18 protein-coding genes and 2 pseudogenes are annotated in these 26,308 nt (G+C 35.2%); 13 read left to right on the plus strand and 7 right to left on the minus strand.

Translation table 11 applies throughout. The annotated features are described in order from the left end of the window. Positions 1-138: 138 nt before the first annotated feature. The 4 genes from GNT69_RS23020 to GNT69_RS26330 all read left to right on the plus strand — a co-directional run bounded on the left by GNT69_RS23020 (position 139) and on the right by GNT69_RS26330 (position 9,648). Positions 139-1,965 (plus strand): hypothetical protein, encoded by a 1,827-nt coding sequence (locus GNT69_RS23020; RefSeq protein ID WP_203557338.1) that lies wholly within the window; start codon positions 139-141, stop codon positions 1,963-1,965. Continuing rightward, a complete protein-coding gene (locus GNT69_RS23025; protein WP_203557339.1) occupies positions 1,962-3,494 on the plus strand; it encodes a methylation-associated defense system protein MAD7 family protein in 1,533 nt (510 codons plus the stop codon). Before GNT69_RS23020 ends, GNT69_RS23025 begins: the two co-directional genes overlap by 4 nt. After that, positions 3,495-8,792, plus strand: a complete 5,298-nt coding sequence (locus GNT69_RS23030) for an FtsK/SpoIIIE domain-containing protein (protein WP_203557340.1) — start codon at positions 3,495-3,497, stop codon at positions 8,790-8,792. 559 nt (positions 8,793-9,351) lie between these two features. Continuing rightward, complete coding sequence (locus GNT69_RS26330) at positions 9,352-9,648, plus strand: alpha/beta fold hydrolase (protein ID WP_481747701.1); 297 nt, start codon at positions 9,352-9,354, stop codon at positions 9,646-9,648. 670 nt (positions 9,649-10,318) lie between these two features. Here the strand turns inward: GNT69_RS26330 and GNT69_RS26335 are convergent. Next, positions 10,319-10,618, minus strand: coding sequence for a competence protein ComK (locus GNT69_RS26335; RefSeq protein WP_481747702.1), 300 nt, complete (start codon positions 10,616-10,618; stop codon positions 10,319-10,321). 610 nt (positions 10,619-11,228) lie between these two features. On the opposite strand from GNT69_RS26335, the gene GNT69_RS23045 reads away from it, so the two are divergent. The 3 genes from GNT69_RS23045 (at position 11,229) to GNT69_RS23055 (ending at position 13,425) form a co-directional block, all read left to right on the plus strand. Then, positions 11,229-11,480, plus strand: coding sequence for a helix-turn-helix domain-containing protein (locus tag GNT69_RS23045; RefSeq protein ID WP_203557342.1), 252 nt, complete (start codon positions 11,229-11,231; stop codon positions 11,478-11,480). 441 nt (positions 11,481-11,921) lie between these two features. Continuing rightward, positions 11,922-12,425 (plus strand): competence protein ComK, encoded by a 504-nt coding sequence (locus GNT69_RS23050; RefSeq protein WP_203557343.1) that lies wholly within the window; start codon positions 11,922-11,924, stop codon positions 12,423-12,425. A 115-nt stretch (positions 12,426-12,540) separates the two neighbouring features. Further along, positions 12,541-13,425: a hypothetical protein gene (locus GNT69_RS23055; protein ID WP_203557344.1), complete on the plus strand. Its 885-nt coding sequence runs from the start codon at positions 12,541-12,543 to the stop codon at positions 13,423-13,425. 191 nt (positions 13,426-13,616) lie between these two features. Here the strand turns inward: GNT69_RS23055 and GNT69_RS23060 are convergent, their stop codons facing one another. From GNT69_RS23060 to GNT69_RS23085, 6 genes are all read right to left on the minus strand, one after another. After that, complete coding sequence (locus GNT69_RS23060) at positions 13,617-15,005, minus strand: Sau3AI family type II restriction endonuclease (RefSeq protein ID WP_203557345.1); 1,389 nt, start codon at positions 15,003-15,005, stop codon at positions 13,617-13,619. Positions 15,006-15,084: 79 nt separating this feature from the next. After that, entirely contained in the window at positions 15,085-16,368 is a 1,284-nt protein-coding gene (dcm, locus tag GNT69_RS23065; protein ID WP_203557346.1) for a DNA (cytosine-5-)-methyltransferase, read from the minus strand. Between the two features lie 860 nt (positions 16,369-17,228). Continuing rightward, entirely contained in the window at positions 17,229-17,528 is a 300-nt protein-coding gene (locus tag GNT69_RS23070) for a hypothetical protein (protein WP_203557347.1), read from the minus strand. After that, positions 17,525-19,915 carry a hypothetical protein gene (locus GNT69_RS23075; RefSeq protein WP_203557348.1) on the minus strand — a complete coding sequence of 797 codons (2,391 nt, stop codon included), beginning with the start codon at positions 19,913-19,915 and terminating at the stop codon, positions 17,525-17,527. Before GNT69_RS23075 ends, GNT69_RS23070 begins: the two co-directional genes overlap by 4 nt. Positions 19,916-19,930: 15 nt before the next feature. After that, a complete protein-coding gene (locus GNT69_RS23080) occupies positions 19,931-20,983 on the minus strand; it encodes a PDDEXK family nuclease (protein WP_203557349.1) in 1,053 nt (350 codons plus the stop codon). Next, on the minus strand, positions 20,914-21,480 hold the full coding sequence (locus GNT69_RS23085; RefSeq protein WP_203557350.1) for a MutH/Sau3AI family endonuclease: 567 nt from the start codon (positions 21,478-21,480) through the stop codon (positions 20,914-20,916). Before GNT69_RS23085 ends, GNT69_RS23080 begins: the two co-directional genes overlap by 70 nt. 663 nt (positions 21,481-22,143) lie before the next feature. Here GNT69_RS23085 and GNT69_RS23090 point away from each other — a divergent pair. The 6 genes and pseudogenes from GNT69_RS23090 to GNT69_RS23115 all read left to right on the plus strand — a co-directional run. Continuing rightward, positions 22,144-22,661 (plus strand): annotated as a pseudogene (locus GNT69_RS23090) (IS1595 family transposase); the annotation flags it as partial. An 82-nt stretch (positions 22,662-22,743) separates the two neighbouring features. Next, positions 22,744-23,091, plus strand: a complete 348-nt coding sequence (locus GNT69_RS23095; protein WP_343206550.1) for a hypothetical protein — start codon at positions 22,744-22,746, stop codon at positions 23,089-23,091. Positions 23,092-23,296: 205 nt separating this feature from the next. Then, a pseudogene (locus tag GNT69_RS23100) lies at positions 23,297-23,404 on the plus strand (ring-cleaving dioxygenase); the annotation flags it as partial. A gap of 22 nt (positions 23,405-23,426) precedes the next feature. Continuing rightward, positions 23,427-24,341: a VOC family protein gene (locus GNT69_RS23105; RefSeq protein WP_203557352.1), complete on the plus strand. Its 915-nt coding sequence runs from the start codon at positions 23,427-23,429 to the stop codon at positions 24,339-24,341. Between the two features lie 450 nt (positions 24,342-24,791). Further along, entirely contained in the window at positions 24,792-25,160 is a 369-nt protein-coding gene (locus tag GNT69_RS23110) for a Na-translocating system protein MpsC family protein (protein WP_203557353.1), read from the plus strand. A 140-nt stretch (positions 25,161-25,300) separates the two neighbouring features. Then, the gene (locus tag GNT69_RS23115; protein WP_203557354.1) at positions 25,301-26,308 is read left to right on the plus strand and encodes a sodium-dependent bicarbonate transport family permease; all 1,008 of its coding nucleotides are present in this window, start codon (positions 25,301-25,303) and stop codon (positions 26,306-26,308) included.

The raw sequence follows: 26,308 nt of genomic DNA on the forward strand, positions 1-26,308 counted from the left end.
GAAGAATGAACTTGTAGACCTAGATTTAAAATATCTAGGTCTATTGTCTTTTTAAAATATAAAGAATAAGTGTTTTATATGTTAATATATGGTTAGAATAGTACTATACGAGTATAAGAGGATAAAGGGGGCTTAATTATGTCAACATATAAGTCAAATTGGATAAACTTCCTTAGGCAATATGGACCAATACCAAGGAATGATAATATGTATGACGAAGCTATCCAACGTTCTATACAAAGAAAAGGAATGGAACCAATTAAGGTACAGCCCGAGTACTTACCTAAGTTAATAAAAAACTTTAATTCAGGTTTTCCAAAGACTGTCATCCTAACAGGGACTGCCGGTGATGGAAAAACATTCTATTGTAGAGAGGTTTGGAATGCACTAGGAGGTTCAAAGGAAGTTTGGGATAACGGTGACACAATAAAATCATTGGAATTACCGGAAAAGACAATATTCTTTATTAAGGATCTAAGTGAATTGTCGGAAGAGGATAGAAATATTATTAATGACTTAGCCGACTCAATTAAAAATGGTGGGAATAATGTATTTCTTGTTGCAGCAAACGATGGGCAACTTATTGAGGCATGGAAAAAGGCAGATTATACATATGATGTAGTTGAAGTAACAGGCATTATTGAGGATTTATTGGTTAATGAATTGGAAGAACACCCTGATTACAATTTGGAGTTAATTAATTTAAGTAGAACAAACTCAGCACGGACCTTCCAAAAAGTGGTTAATTCAGTTATTGAGCATCCAGGTTGGAATGAGTGTGAAAATTGTATATACAAAGAAACTAAATGTCCTATTTGGGAGAATAGAAAGCGTTTGAAGGGGATCGATGAAAACAATGTCCTTAAATCTAGGTTAATAAACTTACTAGAACTATGTGAATTAAACGAAGTGCATATACCAATAAGGCATCTTTTGTTACTAGTTTCTAATATGATATTAGGCCATCCTGAGGCGAAAGACAAATTGATGAGCTGTAATCAAATACCAAAAATATTAGAAGAAAATTCAGCTTCAAAAGCCAGTATCTATAGAAATATATTTGGAGAAAATCTAAAGTCACGTAAGCGTGAACAGACCGAAATATTTTCGATTCTCAATCGTTTTGGTATTGGTACTGAAAGTAATAATCTTATCGACAATATGTTAATTTACGGAAATGATGATCCAGAATTATTTAATTTATATGATAAGTACATGCTCTCTGATACTTACTATGGTGCAGATGAAACCTTTAAAGCACATCAAAAATCTTACCTAGAGGGTGATGTTGATAAAGAAGAAAGCCAAAAGTTCATAAATAGATTGAGATCGCAAAGGCAACGATTATTTTTCTCTGTTGACATTTATGATGTAGAAGAGATTAATGTATGGGATTTAACTACATTCAAGTATGCTGGGGAGTTCCTAGAAAGCGTTTACCGTAGACTAGAGAATGGAAAAAGGGTTCAGCCAAAAATACTATCTAGATTAGTAAAAGGAATAAACAGAATATCCACAGGGTTACTAACTAAGGATACCGATAGTATTTTTCTATCAACTTCAGGTAGTCATTCACAATCCAAAATTAGTAGGGTTTTTGAATCTAGAATATCAGTTAGACCGGATAGAGGAGAGAGTGTAGATATTACACTTGAAAATGGGAAGCCACTATTATCCGTAAAAATGTCCTTAAGTCCTGAAGTAACACCGGTAAGTTTAAAATTACATTTAGTTAGATATGAGTTTATTTCTAGAGTTGCAGAGGGTGAACTTCCAGGGAGTTTTTCAAGAGAATGTTATGAAGATCTTCTGGCCTTTAAAAGTAGATTAATAAATCAACTAGAAGCTCGTAGGAAATTAGAAGGGGCTCATGAATATGATTCAGACCGACTCGTTTTAGAACTTCTTCGATTAAATAACGAGGGGATGCTCTATACCCGTCCAGTGGAGGTTGAATTTGAATGATAGAAAGATTACCACGACCTAATGGTATTGATTCACCTAGAATGTGGGTGGATGAGGCTATCTGGGGCCATCGTCTATATGATGAGCAGACACCATGGCTTTGTCTCATGGAATTCTTGAATGTCCTCCAATCTGAATATAATGAGGGTAGAGCATTCCAGGAAGATAATTATAACTCGTTAAAGTATATTGCATATTCCCGTATGTATTTAAGAAATATTCTTTTTAATAATCCACAGATGCAAATTATTGAGCAGGAATACGATGACAATAATGCCCGCTGGAAAAAATGGATTCAAGAAATGAATGATAAAAAGGGAGGATTAGGCTCAGCAGATTTTTCATATTTAAAAGAAGGCTTTCCTAATTTCCAGGACTTTGCGGATATAATTAAATTTCTACAAACAACAACAATTGAAGGGGAGAATAATAAGAGGTGGAGTTCCCAGTTTATTTTTCCTTACGGTCCAGATTGTTTATATGAAGATGTCCGAGTAACAGGGTCAAGCATTAGTAATGATAGAAGGTTTTTTGGAAGAACAGGTGAACTACTATATTTAATGTTATCTAGAAGTTCTAACAAAAATGACATCCTAAAGTACTTAGGAGAAAAAATACTCGATGGGAAATCACCGCTAAATAGACTTGTTGCAAAACTGCAACCGAGTGTTGAGCGGTATAGTGGACAACCTCGAGACGGCGGATATTTACCAATTGCTAGTCTGCCAGAATATGACTTGCTATCAGAAGATTGGCTTAACCTTTTTAAATGTAATATGCCAAACTATGATGTCTTTCCTCATTTGGTAAATATCACTGGATTGCATTTTTTAATTTATTTTTTAAATCGATCTAAAGAGGTGTTAGGTAACAATAAAAAAACATCTTTCGTTTTGGAAATTATTGCACCACAAAAAACAATAATACGGGATTTAGCTGCCATATCATACACAGAAAATAATAATTTATCCAAACAAGCAATCGAAGAGTATATATTCGGAATAAAGAATACTGATGCCTGGAGACAGGTGGAATTATCCGATGAACCCTTTGAAGCAGCAAAAGAACTAATCGAGAATGCTTTTTACTGGAAAGATGTTGAAAGTGCATCAGCAACAACTCCAATTGGCTTATTAGAAGAACTTTCAAAAAAGGTTGCAATAAGACACAAACAACATGTTCAAAATTTCCACAGAGTATGGGGAAAAGAAATTGGTTTAGTCTCAAAAAGAAGTAGTAGAAGATTAAGATATGCCCCAACTGATACTCTATTAAAGGCACTCGTATTAAGTAATGTTAGTAATAAAATGGAGTTTCAAGAGTTTCTAGACTGTCTATTTGCTAAATACGGTTTTGTGATTGGTGATCGTCAAGCCAAGGCATTATTGGAAGAAGGAGATGCTGATCAAGAGGCATTCTCTGAAAACGCAATTAGACTTGAACAGAGATTATCTAGTATGGGACTTTTGAAAAGGTTATCAGATGCTTGCGCCTATGTTGAAAATCCATATGTTAGAGGAGTAAATTAGATGAATGAGTTAGATTTAATTGGTAAAGTGGCAACTGAATACCTCAGGTCTAACTTTAGGATGGATGTTGAGTCTGATGGTATAGCCCGTTTTCTTTTAGATAGATTAACTGGAAGACAAGTAGCCCGAATTTGTCAGGAAATATTAGCGGATGCAGAATTAGGTTCCTATATTGAGATTAAGATTCCTAGTAAATTAGTAGAGGAATTTGAATTACCTCAGGAAATTATTACTGAAGAGAAAACAACATATTGGAGAAATGCACCTATTGATAAACCTGCAATTATTTTAGCAAATACGAACGATGATCAAGGGCAATCACTAAGAGATATTACGACTATTGGTGCCAAGGATTTAAAAAGTAACCCTGAGATATGGGTCAATGTTGCTAGTTCAGGGTTAGCTCTTACAGATGAGCAAAAGAAAATATGGAAACAGGCATTAAATGGTCTGCAATCGGTTAGTGAGTATAGTTTGGAGCGATTTAGTCAATATATTGTTGAAGTTAGAGGTAAGATTATACACGATAGTGTACCAATAATAACAGCTTTAGGATGGGCATTGCCATCATTGAGGCTTCCGCGTGACTCTGCACTTTTTGAGGCCATCCCCGAAAAATTCTTAGGTCATAAAAAGAGATGGGGAGATTTATATCAATCGGCAATAACAAAACGAGCATGTTACCTAGTTAAACAATATCCCAATAGAGAAATAATTGATAATGAAGACCTGCAATCTTCATATAACAAGGTTGAAGAAGACATTCCGGATCATGCCAAAGAATCTATAAATAAATTTATTCAGGCAAAGTCAGGTTGGACTCAAGAAGCAGCTGAACTGGCTAATTATGAGTGGGAGCTTGATAATATTTATGTTTTTTTCTCAGGAATAAAAACAAAAAAAGTAGATTTAGGTACCCAAACACTAGAATATTTAGAGGATGAACATTCCGACACCCTTACACAAGATGACATAGATTACTTAGAAACTCTATCAAAAAGGACAAGTTCTGAACCTAACGAGGAGGATATAGAGTTTTTTGAAGGTCGTCGTCAAGAACTGGATGCAAATCGGTCTTTAAAGTCAAAGTGGGACAGATTTGTATACGGTAAACCGATAGAATCAGATGATTTTATTGCTGGTTTATTAGAAGCTATTGAACGGCTTTTTTCACAAAGTGGAAGTATTGTAGGTAAAAAAATATTAAGCATTAAAACACAAAAGAAAAGCAGTAAAAGTTCATGGCTTGAATTGAATACAGATATAGGCTTGTTTTTTTGTACAAGATATAGGGGTTTAGATGTATTAACGCAGCCAAATATTAATTGGGACGTTCATTGGCTATTTAAATATGATGAGCTTATAGAAGATGCCAAGAGTAAACCTAGATATAAACCAAACAATTCAGTATCACAGAATGCTACTAAGATAAAATTTTATGTAGAGTTAGAATATGAGGACGAAATCCACCCCTCACACCAGGTTCAATTAATTTGGAAAGGTAACCCTAATAAAATTGGATCAGAACTACATAAGGATTTGTCGAGACTAAGGAAACATCCATTTCCACTTTCTAGAGTATCTAAGAACCCAATAAGTAAAAAAGGAAAATTACAAGGAGTCTCTTTAAATGACGTAGGTACATTACAAGCAGTGTATGGTCAAAATAGAGGGTCTCTTATAGGGAAATATAATCCAAATAACGATATAAAGAAACTATTTGATAAGAATCTTAAATCAGCCTTTGAAGAAGGTCGCTTATCTGATACTGAGTATCAACAAGTTAATTCCAAGTGGGAACGATTCTCACAAAAATACAGGCAGGCGATAAATGATTTTATAGATGAAGGGCTTTCAGCAGATTCATTAATTTCACAGTGTGATGCATATGATAATCTTCTTCAGTCGTTACAATCACATGCTACAAGTGATAAAAATAGAGTTGAGTTATGGCAACCCATACTTAACTTGGGTAATGTTCATATAAATGGGAATCAACCAATGTCAATTATTGCCCCATGGCACCCAATGCGTTTAGCTTCTTTAGCTATTAAGGCAATTCAGTTTAGGAATCTAATCAAGACGATTCTTGATTCTGAAGAAGTTGATTTTGGCGACTCAAAACTCTTCTTTTCAGATTTGCGTCATGATTTCACCCAACCATATTATCCTGAAGTCTCATTTAGTTTTAAAGGAAAACAACCTGAACTTTTGTCAATTACGGATTCAGTTAATGAGTATAGCTTGATGGAGATACCTGTTAGGAAATTCAATAACTTACAAACTAATGAGGATCCTAAAGAGGCAAGTTCAAAAGTATATAATCTGGTTCAAAAATATATTGAGCTACAACCACATGAAAGTACAAATCTAGGTGTGGTTCTCTATAATTGTGATTCTACAAGATTACCTAAAGCAATTGTGGACTCTTTGTCAACTCTTCGTGACCAAAATGATGATATTCGTTGTCAAGTAGTATTACGTCATCGTAATTTAGAGAAACTTAGTGAATTATACATGAAGATGGTTGAAAGTTCAGATGAGGATGCCGATACATTTGTTGCTAGTGAGTTATCACGCGATTTCATGGCTAGACTAAGAATTGGCGTAATGGCAGATACTGCTCCAGTAGATGATTTGAATCAAGAGAAGCCATCAGATATTGTATTTTTACAAGAAGTGATTTCACGGGAAGCAAATTTTGTTTGGTCTCCTGTTAATAAAAGTACAATACCAGATCTTCTAACACATTATCCTCCAAGATGGTCAAGAAGAAGACCTACTGTAAAGGATGAATTAAAGTCGACGGCTTATTTAGTTTGCCCAAGTCAGCCTTCAGTGGGATGGTCTTATTTAAAAGCATTGCAAGCTGTGTGTGATGTTAATGAGTATAATCAGGAAAATTACTACTTACCATCAAGACAGATCTCTTTTCAAAATGAAGAAACTAGAAGTATTTTTGACGAAGCCCATAAAATCGGAGAATGGGTTGCTAATTATGATGAATTGCTAGATCAAAGGTTATTAAGAAATCAGGGTGTTAACGTTATAAAATATCAGCACAGTCAATCAAATGGGCCCAATTTAGTAGTATCAACAAAATCAAAATTAAATCTATTGCAGATTTTAGTTAAAAGAAGATTGAGTGCACTTAACCTAGGATTAGAAGAAACTGAACTTGTAAAACTTGCAGAAAAATTTATTGGCGAAGCCAATATGTTATCAGGGGATATTGTCTTAAGAGCTGCAAAACGAGGGAAGTTTGCTAGTGAACTTCTTGGTGTAGTCCTTAGTAAAGCATTAATTATATCGGAGCTTGGAAAATCAGAATCAATTGGTTGGTTCTTCCTAGATGATTACGCTTCTTGGTTAGGTAAGAAGGAAGAACAAATTGCTGATATATTAGCTTTATGTCCGAAAGAGGAAAATGGTAAATTCTATCTCCAAGTAATAATTACCGAATGCAAATATATTGATATAAAGGGTTTAGCAAATTCCAAAAAAATATCTCGAAAACAATTAAAAGATACAGTATTGAGAATTAATAATGCCTTATATGGAAGCCCAACGAGATTGGATAGAGATCTCTGGCTTGCTAGAATAAGTGATTTGCTAGTTGAAGGTGTGGAATTTACTAAAGAATCTTCACTGTCATTGGAAGAGTGGAGAGAGGGAATTAGAAATGGAAATATACCAATTGACTTAAAAGGATACTCCCAAGTATTTGTGTCAAGTTCATCAGATGATAATAACCTAGACTGTGAACAAATACAGCTAACAGAGTTAGAAGGTTGTTACCAAGAAGTATACAATAGAGAAAAAGTTAGAGAGCTTGTATTAGGAATTAACAAAAATGAGCACTTAACACCTATCCGAAATGAAATTGGGGATGAAAGACCATGGGAAACTGTACATTCTGTATCGCCATCTGGGGATAGTTCAGAAGAAATAGAGGATGGAAGTGGCGGTAATAGTAGTGAGCCTCTTCAGAGTCAAACTGGAGAAAATCAGCAAAAAAATCATTCAGACGAAGTAAGTAATAATGAACAAAATGTTTCATCTACTAGAACAGAAGCTGAAAGAAATGGTAACGAATCTGTTGATGGCGATTCCTCGGAATTTTGGGGGAGTACCGATTTAAAAGAGTGGATAGACACTGGTGTTTCGCAAGTAGTGGGAAATGACTCGGAAGAATGGTTAAAAGAAGTAGAACGCAAACTAAAAACAGCTTTAATGTCATACAATTTACAGGCAAAAGTTTTGGGATCTCGATTAACACCTAACTCAGGAATTATTAGACTAAAAGGTTCTGATAATTTGAAAGTTGAGGATGTTGAAAGGAAGAAATCACAATTATTAACGACTCATGCTCTACAAGTATTAAATGTGGTAGGAAGGCCTGGAGAAATAGTTGTATTTATTGCAAGGCCAGAGCGTGAAGTTATTTATTTACGGGATATATGGAAAAGACGGAAGGTTAAGCAAATTATGCCTGGTATGAATATGAACTTCCTTGTCGGTGTTAAGGAAGTGGATGGAGAATTGCTTTATTTGAATTTAGGTGGAGCGTTTGAAGGATTACAACAACACGCACCTCACACTCTTATTGCAGGAGCTACTGGTAGTGGTAAGTCAATATTGCTTCAAAACCTCATCCTAGATATTTGTGCTACAAATTCAGAAGAAATGGCTCACGTTTATCTAATAGATCCTAAATTTGGGGTTGACTACCAAAGTTTAGAGGATTTACCTCACCTATCTGAAGGTATAATTATTGATCAAGATAAAGCTGCTACAATATTAGAATCATTAGTTGATGAGATGGAAAATCGTTATCTGACATTTAGAGAAAATAAGGTTCCAAATATTAAGGAATATAATAAAAAAGCTCCAGACGGTAATAAAATGCCTTTAATTTTCTTGATACATGATGAATTTGCTGACTGGATGTTAGTAGATGAATATAAAAATACAGTTTCTTCGTCCGTGCAGAGGTTAGGCGTAAAAGCAAGGGCTGCTGGCATTCACCTCATATTTGCTGCACAAAGACCGGATAAAGATGCATTACCAATTCAGTTAAGAGATAATTTAGGTAACAGATTAATTCTAAAAGTTGAAAGTGTTGGCACCTCAGAAATTGCTCTTGGAGAAAAGGGTGCGGAAAAATTATTAGACAACGGTCATTTAGCGGCAAGGCTTTCAGGGGAGTCTAGTTTGATATTTGCCCAAGTCCCATTCTTATCAAGTGAAGATTCATTCGATGTTGTAAATGCAATTAAGCAAGAAAAGAATAGTTAATAAACCTTGTATGATAAGAAGCCACCTAGAATAAGTGGCTTCTTCCTTCTGATTTAATGTTAACAAGGTAAAATTGTTAACATCGTTAATACAATGGTAAGCCTGAAATGTAAAAATAAGCGTACCTTTCCGGTACGCATGACAAATAACCGTATATCATGATGTTTTTAATCAGATTTACGGTTATCTTTTTATTTTCTGAGTATTGCGGACCGTTTGAGCCAGCAGTGCGGAGTTTTGAGCCACTATATGCGGATGTTTGATCCAGTAATTGCGGAATGGAGATCCACCAACAATGTTTTGCTAAAATTATTGCAAATACTATTGTCCGCCACCATTGACTTAACTTTTATCCTTGTTAAGGAACAATCGCAGGTCTGTCATAAATAATGCCAAATATGCACACCTGCTTGATTACAACCAATGAAATGTACCACCAGTGACATAGTTCTTTCCAATAAATGACAAGGTATTTACCACTGTGTGTTTTTGTTGTATATAAGGTTATAATTATACAGCGCTAGTAGGAAATTTATATTGCACAAACGGGGAGGTTAGTTTGATAGCAAAGCAAAACAAAGGAGTGAAGCATTTGGGTTTTAGTTATCAAGAGTATGGAAATGAGAATGCTCCATTAATAGTGTTTTTACACGGAGGTGGAGTAAGTAGCTGGATGTGGGATAAACATTACTATGCGATGTTTTTCAAGAAAGGTTTATACCAACAATTCTCAACCCTGATAGTGAAATACTATATAACCCTAACTTTGGAATTGCTTCTACTTTTGTTGGAGGTGCAGACGCTGACATTATCATTGGCGGAACATTATATGATATTAAAACGGGAAAAAACATAGGGTATAAATGGCAAGAGATTGCTCAAATAGTTGGATATTTTTTACTTAATGAAATATCTTTAGACGTTAAAAACGCAGCTGATTTTGAAGAGGATTCATATCAACATTTATAAATTAATCGTATCGCGATTTATAGAGCGAGATACGGTGAAATTGAATACATCGACTTACCCGATTTTGATAAGAATCTAATAGATACAACTAAAAAGAAACTAATAGCTTATTTTGCTAAAAACCCAAATTTAACTAGAGGAATGGTTGAACACCTTCACATTTTAGAAGATTTAGCTGCCGAAAAATAATTTTAAAAGTCATCCTAATTGGATGGCTTTTACATGTTGTAACTTTTATATGTAGGGGGGAATACGTTCCTGTGGTAAAAACGGCCGCCGACGAAGTAATGTTTTTCTTCATTGGGGGACCCACTGGCCTGATTTTGCGTTTTTGTGGAACTAATGAAACTGTTCGAAAGCAAATTGGAATGGCCGCTCATCCTGAAGGGGTACAAATAGGATTTGAAGCTATTCTAAAATCTTTTAACTGGAATAGCATATGTTAAGATTCAACCATTTTCAAAATTGCAACTTTGAAAATTGTGAAAAAAAATCGATGTAGCTCATAGATTTGTAATAGTTCCTATAAGCTAAACAGCCTTTTTTTATCTTATTGCTCATTGTTTCTCTTTTGTTTTACGATTATTAGTGTCTAGAATAAAAGTATGGATGTGTAAGTTGGTGTTGGAGGTTAAGCTCTCAAGTTGCTCTGCGTTTTGTATTTTCGTATTCAGGGAAGATAGTCTTGCGGGTATCAATAGGGATGAACCATTCGAAAATATTATCAATGTTTTTTTGTTAACACTTAGTGTTCGTTTAATATGAGCAGGATTCAGCCAAATGGTTTCTTCATGCTTGGGTGATCGAGTAGGGAACAGTACAATTCGTTCCACTAGGTTGAACATGATAGGGCACATTTGAATTTAATCAAGAAATTTTTTAAGCAATCAAGACGATTGCCCATCTCATTTTAATCTATTGTAATATGTGACGCTGCAGAATAATAATTCTGTTACGGTAAATTCTCGCACCTAATGGCCGAGCTTATAACACGCTTTTCCTTACTAATCAGCATACTATTCGACGCAGGGGAAGCCTTTCAGAGCAGAGCGTTACCTCCTCATTCACTCCTCGACACAACCCTTCAATCTTAGAAATCTAGTATTGCCTGACCTTTACCGAAATTGTGTGATCACATTTCATTTAAGCCAGGAACATTTCGCACCCACCTTTACATAAAATATCGTAAAAAAAGGGGGTATTTCAACCAAGCAAGTCAAATTGCCTATACATAAGGCGAGTATTTTTTAAAATTAAACCCACTCGGAAATATGGCGACCTAACTCAAAAAAATATTGTAATTTTTGGAAATACATCCAAGAATGACTGCACTAAGAGCATTCTTTTCAAAATTATTTTCTTATTTTACATTTTATTTAACTTTGATACGCATAGGCGTTCCACATTCTTTTTTCGTATATGATAACTTCTATTTTAGAGGCTAACAGATTGCGGGAGAGGGACGTTATGGGTAAAAAAGTAGTTGTTAAACTTCATAGTTTAATTAAAAAGCATAATATCTCGATGCGAGAATTAGGCCGTTTAGCCGACATACGCCCTGCGGCCCTTAATGCTTTGGCAAATCAAAAAAGACGAAGAGTAGAACTATTACATATTGAGAAAATCGCTAAAGCTTTAAATATTTCAGATATGAATGAGATTCTCCTACTAAAAGACATCGATGAAGATGAGAATGAACATGACGAATCCCCCCTATAACAATAAAATACGGTGGAAAAACATCCTAAAAACCACTTCACAGAAAATGATCTGCACGCGATATTGTTAAATTGATAACTTAATCTCCTATTTACCTTTTACCTATCTTCTAACAGGAAACCGTTTTGAACCCCATTTGATTAAAGGAGTTAACTATATGCCCATTAAAGAAATGGTGCTTATTCCAATTCATGCTCAACGCTATAAGGTAAACTTAAACTTGAAAATTAGATCCACGAAAGGCGATTGACGCTCATATTTCCCTCTTTTCCCACACACTACTTTCTATTTGCGCATCCGCAAATAGTTCCATTTAAAAGTAAATCCCAACAGCAAAGGTGGTATCAAGACATCGATGTGTGAATAATCCCTCAAGCGAGAAAACAATCCAATTATTTTAAAAAAATCTAGCAATATTGCTACTAAAGGGGTCGAAGTTATTTGTTCATTGAAAAACAATATTTAATCCAGCCGCAGTTGGTGTACATGATTGGCGATTATGATCGTTACGGGAAACTTTGTACCCGAATCATTGAAACGGAGCGAACGTTTATCGTCGACAAATCGCCATTAGAAATCATCGATGAAAGCATTAAATGGATTGGCTATGACTTAAGAGGAGCCACACTTACCTCAAAGCGGTTGTTAGGCAAGATCCAGATGTATCCGATTATGGTTAATCCGATCGAACGCATCGTCCTGTTTCCATCAAAGTCCCCTCATCATCTCGATAATATTTGGTTTAACCCTCATCATATTTCACGAACGAAAAGCCACCACCACGAGACGCTTATTAACTTCAGCAATGGCTTTTCACTATTACTCCCAATCAGACTTGCTTCCTTCAATACGAAAATCAAAAATGCAGAACAATTGGAAGCGATTACAGCAAAACGGCTCACCTTCGTCCTCGATTCCGACAAGCGCTATAGTAAAAATAAATGAGAACAATCTGTCGGGCAGGAGGGGAGCTTTAATCCCTTCCGCTCGCTCGAACATGATAACAAAATCAAAACGACAACCAAATGGGACCTGGTCCAACAAAGGAGATTAAAAACAGATGACCAACGGAATTATTAAACGCCGCAAGACGACCGATTTTGCCCAAATACATAATCAAGTGCTGCAAAATTTAACCGACATTCGTACGATTGGCTTAATTGCCCACTTAATGTCGATGCCCGCTGATTGGGCGATTAAGAAAACCCATCTTTATAGCAAATTCGGACGCGGGCCAGTGACCACAGCTATTGCCGAACTCGAAAAGAACAACTATTGGGTTCATATCACCTATCGTGACGGAAAGAAGAACCTTCATTATTACCAGATTTCTGACAGTGCATTTACCGCTGCTGAAGTGAGTGAGATGATTAAGGAAGTTAGCGAAGCGGGTTATAAAATCACACACATCAGTGAGTCGTTTCTTCATCTAATTACCACTTCCTCGCCTTGTTTAACCAATGGGGAAGAAGAGGCGTCTTCAAGTGTCGATTTTCTAAAGTCGAAAATGGACTGTCCAAATTCGACTGTAGAAAACAAACAGCTATTAAATAAAGAGAAACAAAGAAATAAAAAACAAATAAATAATCATCAAACAAATATTGTTAATTTACAAGCAACGCCCAACCCATTCTTCGAATGTGAACAATTCGAACAAGCATTAACGACTGCCTGTCATGCCCTTTACAGCCAATACGCACCAGGAAGATGGAGTAAAAACTCCTGGCATACTCTAATTGACACGTTCGTCAAAGAAACAGTCGAGGCAGAAAAACATAACCAAATCCCGATTCCCAATATCTCCGCCTACGCCGAAGCAGCCATCCGCAACATGACCCATGCCTTTGATCAGAAAACAGCCAGACTGGCCATAAACAAGAACATCCCAACAAGACCAGTGCCGTTTTATAATTGGCTAATTAATGAGGTTGAGGATAGCAACTAATCGATAGGTGCTTGTCGAAAATACTTTATAAGGGGGAGGGGGGAGAGAAGCAGGAAATAAAAAATGCAAATACAAAAAAATAAAGATCCCAAGTGAATTTGCTTCACTTGGGACAGAATTAAGATCACGCTAGCTTTTTTGTTTTGTATAGAATTGCGCAAGAGTGAGAACTTTTACGGTAGCGTGTAACACTATTTAATCTTAGTGCATATTTCAGCAATATACGTATTATCCAGCCAAAAAGCCTGCTTTGTTATCTTTCTTCCATCTGGTAATAACGTTTTATCACTTCCATCTTTAGCTTTAGGACGAATATGACAGAGTCCATTATTTCGTGGTTTCGGTAAATTATTTTTAACTATGATACGTGTTGATTGTTTGACAGGCTCCAATTTGATACCAGTATTGATTAATTTCTTTACATGCAACCAAAATTCTTTTAATCGGCTTTCTATTTCCTTTGTAGGCATATTCCAGAGAGTAATTCCGCTAAAATAAAGTTTTCGATTAGGATTTTTGTTTTTTGTTTCTGTGTAATGGAATACTACAAAGAGAAACTTAGTTTGCTCAAAATAATTTCTTACCCAACTATCCTCCCAAGATTCAACTGCCCATGTTTGAAAATCGATATTTTTGAAAGACATATGCTCCTTTGGTAAACCATCAGGCTCTATACGGACTGTTTTTATTTGAATATTCGCCTTGGAGAACTCTTCTATTTGATCAAGCTTAGTTCCACGAATTCCAAGTAACCCACTAATGAATTCCTGTAAAAAACTCTTTGAATGATGGTTGATAGTTAATCCTGTTGATGAAGCAATTTTATCGAGTGACAACCCAGAATACGGGGCAAACTTTTCTTTTAATATTTCAATTAGCGGTTTTTGTTTTAATTCAGCAGCTGATGTAAACTTTACTAAATCTTCCTGATCAATGATTTTTCTAACAATGGAAGTCATATATCCTTGTTTCAAGGAATATGCACGTTGCATGGCCATAATATCACTGTAAGGTTGATGACGCAGTGAGTTTTTATTTGCCCCTTTGGAGCAGGCTCCCAAATAGTTTGTATCCCCTTCAGATAGTTCATGAGCTAATCCTGCTTTAATTTTTTCAACGATTGTTTTCCAGTCTTGCTTAATAATTTCTAAATCTTCCTCAGGATATTGATGGAGATAAGCTTTTATAATTTTATAATCGGCTCTTTTGACATCAGGAAGCCATTCATAAAACATCATTAAGATTTCTTTGTTTTTTTTCCAGAAGCTCGATTCATCAAACTCATTTTTTGCTTCTTCTTCATAGTTAATAATATTGAGGACTAATCTTTCTTTAGCTGAAAGGGTTCCATTTTTATTTTTTTTAAAAGGAGTTACTTTTAATTCGATGCCTAATTCCGAAAAATCAGCTTCACTTCTTGAATTTACCTCATAACCAAAATAACTTTCTTCAACAATTTGTCCAAGTTGCCCCTTTGCTTTTTCATTTTGAATTCTACCACTTTGATCAATTTCACCAAAAGTTTTCCCTTCTGCCAATCGGGCCATATGTAACAATTCTTCTTGGGTATGATAAATCATAAAGTGACACTCCTTAGAGGTATGTAATGATTTAATTATAACAAAAAGGCTGATACGATGTATCAGCCGTAAAGTCTCATTATACTGCATGTTGAGCATTAATATCTTGTTCTTTCATTTCCTCTTTTCTATTCATTTCTTCAATTTCAAATATATATTCGCCCATTGTCTTAACTAATCCGACAACAAGGGCATTACCCATACAAAAATATCTCATACGTTCGGACATCCCCGAATTAGTCCAATTATCATGGAATTCATTTAATCTTTCACATTCAAGAGGGGTTAAAAATCTTTTACGTCCATTTACTTGAACGATATGAGTACTTCTATTAACAGTACCTTCACTAGTCAGCATGGTTCTACCAGGTAAGGCTAAATCATCGGTTGGAGACATGCCGCCTTCTGAAAAAATATATTTATGACCGTTGGCAGCGGTTCTTTCAATTTTCTTAGGACCTCTTAAAAATTCGAATTTCTCTTCCATTGTAGGAGTCAGGAAGTACTTTTCCTCAATGGTTTCTTCATCTTGAAGAATTCTTCCTAATGGAGTTGGTTCATGCTCGACTGGCTCCGGATGAATGGTATAAATTTTACCATCTCTCATGATACCAGCTGGAAAAAAGTTAAAGGAAAAATGATCGGAAATTTCCACAATATCTCTTGATGTTAATTCGGTCTTAGCCTCACGTTCTTTAACTGGTACTTCTTTAATTGGAAAGGATTCAGCGAAAAACCCAAATTTATAAACTAAATCCTCAAGCGGAAATTCTCTCATCCTTTTCTCATATGAAGTATCGTGTTTATATGCAAATATAAACGTTCTTCTTCTTCGTTGAGCATGTCCATATTCAGCGGCGTTGATAACACGCCATTCAACGGTGTAGCCCAAATCTCTAAATGTAGCAAGCATGACGGCGAAATCCCGGCCGCGCTGCTTAGAAGGAGATTTCAGCAATCGATCGACATTTTCAAGCATGACATATTTAGGCATCGTATTTTCTATTACTCTTTTAATATCCCAAAATAAAACTCCTTTTTTACCTTGGATACCCTTTTCACCTGAAAGAGAACGAGCTACAGAGTAATCTTGACAAGGAAATCCACCAACCACTAAATCAGGTTTATAGCTTTGAAATACCTCTTCAGGTACTGTTGATATATCTTTATTGCTGAACTCATCTAATCCCGTAATAAAATGTTGAGAGTAACATCCAAAAGCATCCTGTGCCTTTTTCGAAGGCTCCCACTGATTTGCCCAAACTGTATGAAAAACGTCTTTGTTCGCTTTTTCTAATCCAAGTCGGAAGCCACCTACGCCTGCAAACAATTCAATGACTCTAATTATATTTTGGTCTTCCATAATCGAACACCCTTTCGTATTGCTTTCCACTATTGTATCATATCTGCTTAAAAAGATCAAGATCCTAATTTAAATAAACATTAACGAAAAAACCGAATAAGTTAGATTTAAATTTCTTCCGCTAATAATTGTTTAAAAAGAAATATCTACTATTTCCTACATCGTTTATTTATTTGAAAATCAATCTAGGGAAAGACGATATCTTAATATGATACAGAAAAAAGCACAGAATAATCAACTGTCAAAAGGAGTAAAGTTTAGGTTTAAGTTTTTAATTTTTATCAAAGAGGATAATTAATTATGATTGATACAATTAGCAAATATAACAGTTCCTCCATGGAATTGCTTGAAATCGAATACGATGAATTTTTCAAAGAAATTTGAGAACTTGGCTTTGCCACATGAATTCTTTAGAAATTGTCATTTCAAGTGAAGCGGGTACTGGGCCGTCGCTTTGATTGATGAATAATGGGGTAAGGGGATAGGAGAATTATTTTTAGGGTATAAGAAGTACAAAAAAATCCCGAAAGATGAACTTTCGGGATAAGATCTAAAAAATTATAGTTTAAAAAGTGAAAGAAACAACGAAATATCGGGAAGCGCTAAGAGTAGTTCAGGAATTAGATCGTGAAAAGAAGCAAATAATTATTTGGTGCATGTTCGTCAATACAATTTTGCGTATAATACTTACCTCTTCTTCAGAGAAAGTAATGGGCTCATTCTGAAACTCATTGAACCAATCCGTAGCATTTTCTTCTCCGTACATCTCTATTACATCAACCATCGACAATCCGGCCGTTTTTTAAAACAACACCAGGCAATCTTTGTCCAAATAATTTAATATTATTTTTCGTGTCTCTTTAATACTTCGATTTCCTCTTTTTTAAACTTATCAATGCTTGTTTATTTGAATTGACAATAAAATCATGAACGATGTTATTGTAGGCTTCCAAATCCTCAAAGTTAAAGCTGCCGTGTTCATCGATATATTTACTGATGTGCGTGGCAATACGGCCATTTTGATCATTGTAATATAGGTATTTTAATGGAATACGATAGACAGGATAGTTTTTCGTTTCACCCTTAATGGTTAATTTACGTGTTCCATCTGTTTTCATAATATCGTCGCCAATTAGTTCAATTAAATTAATTTCGCTCATTTTTCAAATACCTCCTCATAATAATCCTCTTTATCTGCGTATAATTTATATAATTCCTCCGAGTAGAAAACATCGGTATCCCTTAAAATGTAGAGTACTTTTGATTTTTCTAATGTTAGGCCGTATAAGTAATGGATTTTTTCGAGTAAATCGTAGATATCAATAATTCTTTCTCGTAAGATATAGTCATAAAGAAAGTCACCTAGCGAAAACTTCGTGTCGGTTATTTTATATACATATCCAGTTGCAGTTTGTATCGACCTTATTTCATCAAAACACCAAATTATTCGTTCATAGAAAATATCGGAAAAACCTAGGTTCTCGAGATAATGTTCAAAACCATTTTGACGTAGGGAATACAAGGTAAAATATTGATTCTCTTCAACCATTGAAAGAATTTCTTGCTTAAAGTTGTCAATATCAAGCTTGCTCATACCAGCCTGAATAAATTTAGAGTATGTCATATAAACATCTTTTTCCACTTTGAGAATATCATAATTTTTTTCAAGATCATACATAACACTCCAAAAAGTTTTGGTTGAGTAAATAGGAAGATGATTATTATAAAAATAATCTTTGGATAGTATTAATTCTCGATAATATTGATCCAAGCTGTTATAGTCATTGCTTAAAATATAATTGTTACGCAGTGTATAGCCTAATTTGGAAAGTGTCATATTATTGATATAATAATCTTCAAAATTTGATATTACCTTTACACCATAGCAAATCATCTCATCCACTGTATAAAGTGGTTTATCTAACTGAATAGATAATTTTTTTAATTCTTCATTTGATAAAGAAATGTAATCCGTCTTGATTATATCTCCATCCAAATATTCATTTAGATTCGAAAAAATAAAGCTTCGTGTTGAATCTGCGCGAATACCCCATAATTCTTCTAAGAACTCAAGGAATTCATCAATATGAACAGGGGAGTATTCATGAAATAATCGCAATAGGAAGGCCTTTTTGGAAATATTTCCAATCACAAATTCCGGCATTCTCGTATAGGTGACATGTTCCAAAGGAACCATTTGTTTATAAAGATTGTGTAATTCATACTCGGTTTTAATGTCAATTGCTTCCATTAAGGATGGGTTCTCATTGAATATTTTTTTCATACTATAAACGCCTGTTTCCAGCTGTAATAGAGAAGAAAGCGTTAAGATGACATCCTGTGTAATAATATCGTAGTTATAATAGCGGTACGTATGACTATTTCCACGAATAATAATTTTACTTCGGTCGCCCAGACCCCTGATAGATGTTTCATCACTCATAAGAGAAGGAGGAAGGTTTTGTTTTGCGATATACTCATTGTATCTGTCCACCAAATCTTTGTCCCTAACAGGAAGGAGAGCATATTGTTCAACAACAGTTTCAAAAATATTCATTTTCGAAAGCTCTTTCACTTCACTGTGCTTATCGATAAAACAATTATACTGCTCAAGAATCATTCTTCTTTGTCCTTCCGTATAACGGTTGTTAAATAAATCATCCAGCAATGATTTATTTCCCTTTGTTAACACCAACTCTAAAAACATATAGATATAGGAAGGTTCGTTAAATAACTTACAAAACAGAGATTGGCCAATATTAAATTTTTCAAATACCTCGCTATATTTATAGACTTCCTCGAAACGCGGCATCTTGTCAACAATCCGCTTTAAAATATTATAAATACCTTGTCGTGAATATTGATAACTTTTTGCTAAGTCGGATACTGGTTTCCCTTCTAGAAAGTCCAATAATATTTTTTTATCGTCAAAATCCTTTTGTAGATATTCATCAAGTTTCGGGAAAACTTTTTTGATTCGATTCTGCTCATCGAAGCGAATCGCTTTTTTTGCTTCAAGTTCATTTAATATCCTAGCTAGTGTCCCGTTTTCAAGAGTGTAAGGAATACTTTTTTCTAGCTCTTCCATTGTCATAACATCATTAAGATTAAACGTATCAATAATATTTTTAACAATTTTTGATACCATGCTGTAAGGTATAACTCCTTTATTCAACTCTAACGATTCATAGGCACTTCGTATTTTAGAGAATACCGAGTTTTTGTTCGCACCATTCATTTCATTATACTGTTCGAGCGTTAAGGATTCGATATCTTGATACCTTATATTTAATTGAATTAGATTATCAATGATGGTCATAGAAAGACCTTCATGAGCCAGTTGTGCTGGACTATTATTTATTTTTTCATCTTCTAGATTAAGTAGTGCATGCATGATATCAGAGTACAACTTAGGTTTTGTCTTCTGGATTTCATGGATGTGTTCGGTTTGATGGATAAAATCCTCAAGTGATAATTCCTTTTCAACCAACTTCTTTATTTGGTTTAAGGAGATTCCGTACTCATATAAACCATAAATCTTGTGCACTGTTTTCATCTCCTATTAATGAAAAACATATTGGTAATATAAATCCTTATTTTCGAAGACCTTCTCTAGCTCCTCTGAGTAATAAAAATCTGTTGACTTGGCAAGTAAAACAGCAGAATCAAATGAAATTTGGATATCCCATCTAGATTTCAATTCATAGAGAACATCGTCTAAACTCATAAAATCCTGATTCTCAAATATTTCGGCCAATAAATCCGTATTCGTAACAGCAAATGGGGTCTTACGAAACAACATCTGATTCTGTAAATTTAAATACTTCAACCTACCCGGACGCTTTAAAATACTCTCGTAAAATAAATTTTCAAAACCAAATTCCTCTAGTCGATGCTCAAAACCTTTCTTTTTAATAGACGATAAGGTAAAGAATACATTTCCATCAATAAATTGCTCAACTGCATTTTTATAGGAAAGGAAAAGATCCTTTTGAACGTTAGCTTTCTTCAAACAGGTATCGGTAATATACATATTACCTTCTATTTTTACGATTCGAAAAGCGTTTTCAAGATTTTCAATTTTCCTTTTTACAAATGGTTCCTGGTAAACATTGTTATTAGGTACTTGAAAATAATCATGTTGAAAAATTTTCTTTTCAAAGTAGTCATTTGCATCGTTAAACTGATTGTCTAAAATAAAATGAGAATCTATTTTATAACCAATTGCTTCTAATAAAGTCTTGTTAATCTCCTGGAGTGTGAACCCACCTAAACATTCATCAGCTATCGACCGAAAATCTTCCACAGTATAGATTGGATTATTTATGACGTTCCGTAGCTTTTCAATCTGTCCGTTCGAAAAATAATTACCATGGTTCTCTGAAATGTATTGACGAGAAACGGCTGGTAAATCATTTAAGATTTCTCCAATATATTTGGCGTTAAGCCAATAAGCTTGTTTAGTGATTAATTGTCCATCTGGGAGTTCTACTTTGTCATTGCCATCCTTTGCCTTCGGACGTATATGGGCAACCGGATTTTCTTTTAAGCCTGGTAAATTATTTTGCCAAGTCGTTTTTTTCCAGAGGGTTTTGGAGTAAATTCTACTCCACACTCTACAATTGCTTTGGTTTTTGACCACATTGCTTTCAATTTCCCATTTAAAATATCCGGAGGCATTTCCCAAACTTTTGTTCCTTTGAAAAATAAAATCTCATTTGAGCCGATCTTTTCCGATTGGAAAACGATAAACAAAAACACTGTCTCATTAAATTTCTTATATAACGGGCTACATTCCCACTGCTCATCCACAAGAGTCATGAAGTTAACCTGTTCAAACGACATAGACTCCTTTGGAACTCCATTTTCTTTAAGACGAACAGTTTTTAGTGAGAATTTCAGTGGGCTAAACTCTGTTTCTAACTCTATCTGATTTAATCCAACATACTCAAACATTTGCCTTACTAAGTTCACTGTTGACAATTTTGAGGAAACAATAAGATGAGGATTAATTCCAACTTTATATGCAATATCATTAAAGGATGTCCCTTGAAACTCACAAAGTTTTACTGAAACATAGTCGTTAACTTCTTCTAATTTTTTTACTTTCACGTCATCACCCGATTTTAGTAATATTTTATGAAAAACTAGTTTACAATATTTAGGTTAACGCAACTTAATGGACTCTACAACATTTAGAATAATTCAGAATAATCTAACGTTTTATTTTCGTTTAAAATCAAGTTTAATCGTGGCTTAATCTTTTAAACTTGAGGTGAAGCGAAGAAGAGAAATGGTTGTTTATGCAGAAGAAATCTTTAAACAAAGAGGGGAGCAATTGTGATGAGAAAATCAAAATATGTTGCTAGTCGGGGAAGCAGGGGGACGTACCGAGACCAGTGAAAAAGTAGGGAGTACATAAAAATCAACTTAATCAGGGGGTACCAAAATGTCTCCCTCTGTAAGTAACGCGCCTTAGAAGCGATTCTAGAGCCTCGTTTTTCTATCTTCTTTTCTCATTTAATAAAATTTGGACTTTTTCACCAGTCTCGGACGTACCTTATGCTTCTTCTTAATATTAATTATAGTTTAGTGGGTTTATGGTTTTTTATCATGTGGGAAACAAATAGGAGGTTCCTGGAAATCTAGCGGAGATTGCAGCTTAAAGTATATGCCAAGTTTGATAGGTAACTATTATAATCTGCTATTAAGTAACGGTGAGGCCGACGATGAAATTTCCTTGGAAGCGTAGGGTACGTCCCTATGCTTCCCCGTGACCGTAAACCTCGTAAACGTGGAGGAAAATCCAAACACAGAGGAATCAGCCACGAACAGGTTTGTGTTCTCGTTGCCAGAGACCGAACAAAAGCAACAGTATCCAAAGTTGCCTGTATGGGGCGTATTGTAAAACCGAAAGCCGATGCCTTGATTGGTTCTAAACTATCCAAAGAAAACGTGATTGTAACCGATGCTTGGAGGGCTTACAAAACCTATGCAAAAGAAAAAGGTTTAGAGCATTACCGTATTAAATCAGACGGTGGCAAACACGTTATTAAGAGCTAATATCACATCCAAAATGTCAACGGTCTCCATTCCCGTCTAAAACAATGGATAGACCCTTTTAAAGGCGTGGCTACAAAGTATCTCGACAATTACCTTGCTTGGTTTTTTTTGTTGATAGTCGTAGTAACGAAAGCACTAAACAGCACATTAAAGAATTTCTATTATCATCATTTGTATTTGAAATGACGGACACATATGATAGTTTGAGGCTATCAAAATTCAAAGTGTAATTCTTTTTTTAAGCTATCGAACAGGAAAAGCCTATAAAGAAGCAAAACATCAAGTATATTCGTCAAATATCAAAGGAGGTGGGTGTTTTTGAGAAAGTTAATCTTGATTTCAATATTGATTGTTTTATCTACGACTCTAATGGGTTGTAATTTAATACAACCAAAGGATAGTGTGCCGATTGAATTGATTGCATTCAATAGTCTTACAGATGAAGAAAAAGATTTAATTCCTGCAAGTCCGAAAGATTCAATTGTGGAAAAAGTAAAAGTTAATGATGAAAATAAATCTTTTATTGACAAGAATTATGACAAAGACCAAGTTTATGCAGTTACATTTAATAATACCGAGACTGATTCTTCTGGAAGACTTACGGTTTTTGTTGATTTGGATAAGGAAACAGTAGTCAGTAAAGGCTTTTCGAGCAAGTAAGTACAAAATACAACATCAGTAATGGCAGGAAACCCCGAATAGTAGAGGTTTCCTTAAACTTTGGGGCTATGGGGTCATTCCCCCGCCGTAGTTAAGGGTTAAATCGGTGGGGGACTGACCCCATTTTGAATTCTGATAAGCGTTTTCCACAAAGCTCAGCTGAGAATTGGATTGTTATATCAGTTTTTATCAATTACAGTAAATCATTGATGGAGGCATCGAAATACTGGGAGAAATATTCGATTTGTCACCGTTTTTAGAAGACCATCGTGCTGAAATTGAAGAAAATCTAAAACCTATTGAGGAAAAATAACGGAAAAATTAGGAGGATACTGATGTCAAAAACAAGTCAAAAAATTGTTCCGCATCTTTGGTTCGACAAAGAGGCAATAGAAGCAGTCGAGTTTTACGCTTCCATTTTTCCAGACTCAAGAATTACGAATATAACAACCATTCACGACACACCATCAGGCGACTCTGATATGGTTTCTTTTGAGCTATGGGGTCAGAAGTTCATGGCTATCAGCGCAGGTCCATACTTCAAGCTCAATCCGTCCGTGTCTTTTATCGTCAATTTTGACCCATCGCGGGAAAATGATGCGAGTGATAAAATAAATGAGGTTTGGAACAAATTGTCAGAGGGTGGCACTGTGTTAATGCCGCTTGATCAGTACCCGTTCAGTGAGCGATATGGCTGGATTCAGGATAAGTATGGTTTGTCCTGGCAGTTAATCCTTACCAATCCAGATGGTGAAGAGCGGCCAGCCATTGTTCCGTCCCTATTGTTTGTCGGAGATCAATGCGGCAATGCGGAAGAGGCGATGAATTATTATTTATCCGTCTTTAAGAACGCAAAGCAGGGACATCTCGCTCGCTACCCTAAAGACATGGAACCTGACAAAGAAGGAACGATTATGTTCTCTGATTTTAAATTGGAAAATCAGTGGTTTGTTGCAATGGACAGCGCTCATGACCATTCATTTCTTTTTAACGAGGCCTTCTCTTTTATGGTCAACTGCGACACACAAAAAGAGATTGATTACTATTGGGAGTGTCTTTCTGCGGTTCCTGAAGCTGAGCAATGCGGCTGGCTGAAAGATAAGTTTGGCGTATCCTGGCAGATTGTACCAAGTGAGATGGACGAGATGATGAGTAAAGGCACACCGGAGCAACTTGCGCGCGTAACAAAAGCATTTCTTAAAATGAAGAAATTTGATCTTGCGGAATTACAGAAAGCATATAAGGGATAATGAAAAGGGGAAGCGTGGGACGTACTCTGTGCTTCCTTGACGTGATAGTGACAACACGGATTTTCTTGTTTCATAGATTATTTTTCTTTATATGAATATTTTTTTAGAATTCTTCTGTGTCTATCAGGCTTTACTTACAAATTTTGATACTAAATACAGAAACGGCAACTTTGCAAATAGAGCAGAAAAGAAGTTTTTAAATATTTGAAATATATATGTTGACAAATTTGAATGTTCGGGATAAAGTATTAAACAGCTAAACATTCGAGAGATTTTTATTTTGACTTCTAATATAAATAAAGGCTTTAGCATATTGTTAATCGCTGAATATTGACTGTATGAAAAAGCCATCTTATTTATTAGAAGGAAGAATATGATAAATCGGTGTATTTCTTGCCTAGGCAACTAGAAGGAAATATACCGATTTTTTGTTAGGTGGAGGGGAATTCTGTGAATAAGTCAAAAGGGTTTGTTGAAGCTGAAATAAGCAAAGCACTGACACAGTGGGAGAAAGACTTTCTCGGACGTGGATCGGTATCAGTAAAGACCGATATACTGCGGGATATGATTATTGTATCATTACATGGCGTATTATCTCCTGCCGAATATACATTATGTAATACAAAAGAGGGAAAATTAACGATTAAAAGAACCCGGTCTGAGTTGGTTGAGTCTGGATTAGAAGGACTAAAGGAAATTATTTTAAAGATAACTGGTGAAGAAGTGAAAAATTTCCATACCGACATTAGTACAAAAACGGGGGAACGAATCATGATCTTTAAATTGGAGAATGATTTGGAGCAGCACTATAAAAAGTAAACATTAATGAATAGTAAAAGGGAGATTTTCAAATAACAAATAAAGTTAGTTGAAAATAAACCGACAATTTTTCAGAACCAATGCATGCCATTGATTCTGAAATTGTCGGTTTTTTTAATGCATGGATATAGGAGGTTACTATGTTTGAGATTATGTTAGAAAACTTATTATCGCCTGTTGTATTGTTTTTCATATTAGGGATTATTGCAGCTTTAGTGAAATCTGATTTAAAGTTTCCAACCGGATTAAGTGAAGCATTAAGCATTTATTTGTTGATTGCAATTGGGATAAAAGGGGGAATCGAGCTTTCGTATTACTCATTGGATGCTGTTCTTGGACCCATTATAGGTACGTTATTATTAGGAACAATCATTCCATTTATTACGATTTTCATCACGAAATTAATGAAACTGGACTTGGAAAATTCAATCGGCCTTGCAGCCACTTATGGATCCGTCAGTATTGTCACATATGGAGCAGCGATCGCGTTTCTAAATAAAAGCGGAACTAGTTACGAAGGGTTTATGAATGCAATGGTCGTTCTTATGGAGAGCCCAGCCATTCTAGTTTCTATTGTATTATTAAAGATTATTGAGAAAAACAGTGATGCCCTCCAAGTTTCTTCACAAAGCATAGGAATAATGCCGGCAGCAAGCAGATTAATTGATAAGGAAGTAATAAAAGAAAGTTTATTTGGAAAAAGCATCTTGCTGCTGTTAGGAAGTTTAGTGATTGGATTGGCAGTTGGAGAACGGGCCGTACCAATGGTTAAACCATTGTTTATGGATTTATATAGCAGTGTGTTAATTCTATTTTTACTGAATATGGGGTTGATTGCTGGCAAGAGGTTACCAGAAGTAAAGAAACATGGCATTAAATTACTGCTCTTCGGCCTATTCACTCCAATCTTGTTTGGAAGTATTGGTGTTGTAACTGGAAGTCTTGTCGGCTTATCTCTTGGCGGAGCTACGTTAATGGGAGTATTAGCGGGAAGTGCTTCATATATAGCAGCACCAGCGGCATTAAAAACGTCTGTACCAGGAGCAAATCCATCGATTTATTTAGGTTTATCATTAGGAGTTACGTTTCCATTCAATTTGATCTTTGGAATACCTTTATACTATGAAATTGCTAAATGGATCATTTAA

The sequence above is a fragment of the Bacillus sp. B15-48 genome (assembly GCF_016879755.1).
Taxonomy (GTDB): Bacteria; Bacillota; Bacilli; order Bacillales; family Cytobacillaceae; genus Mesobacillus_B.

Coding starts and splice junctions, on each gene's coding strand:
- GNT69_RS23020 (WP_203557338.1), top strand. CDS start 139: ATGTCAACATATAAGTCAAATTGGATAAACTTCCTTAGGCAATATGGA.
- GNT69_RS23115 (WP_203557354.1), top strand. CDS start 25,301: ATGTTTGAGATTATGTTAGAAAACTTATTATCGCCTGTTGTATTGTTT.
- GNT69_RS23025 (WP_203557339.1), top strand. CDS start 1,962: ATGATAGAAAGATTACCACGACCTAATGGTATTGATTCACCTAGAATG.
- GNT69_RS23105 (WP_203557352.1), top strand. CDS start 23,427: ATGTCAAAAACAAGTCAAAAAATTGTTCCGCATCTTTGGTTCGACAAA.
- GNT69_RS23030 (WP_203557340.1), top strand. CDS start 3,495: ATGAATGAGTTAGATTTAATTGGTAAAGTGGCAACTGAATACCTCAGG.
- GNT69_RS26335 (WP_481747702.1), bottom strand. CDS start 10,618: ATGTGCCCTATCATGTTCAACCTAGTGGAACGAATTGTACTGTTCCCT.
- dcm (WP_203557346.1), bottom strand. CDS start 16,368: ATGGAAGACCAAAATATAATTAGAGTCATTGAATTGTTTGCAGGCGTA.
- GNT69_RS23070 (WP_203557347.1), bottom strand. CDS start 17,528: ATGAGCGAAATTAATTTAATTGAACTAATTGGCGACGATATTATGAAA.
- GNT69_RS23060 (WP_203557345.1), bottom strand. CDS start 15,005: ATGATTTATCATACCCAAGAAGAATTGTTACATATGGCCCGATTGGCA.
- GNT69_RS23055 (WP_203557344.1), top strand. CDS start 12,541: ATGACCAACGGAATTATTAAACGCCGCAAGACGACCGATTTTGCCCAA.
- GNT69_RS23045 (WP_203557342.1), top strand. CDS start 11,229: ATGGGTAAAAAAGTAGTTGTTAAACTTCATAGTTTAATTAAAAAGCAT.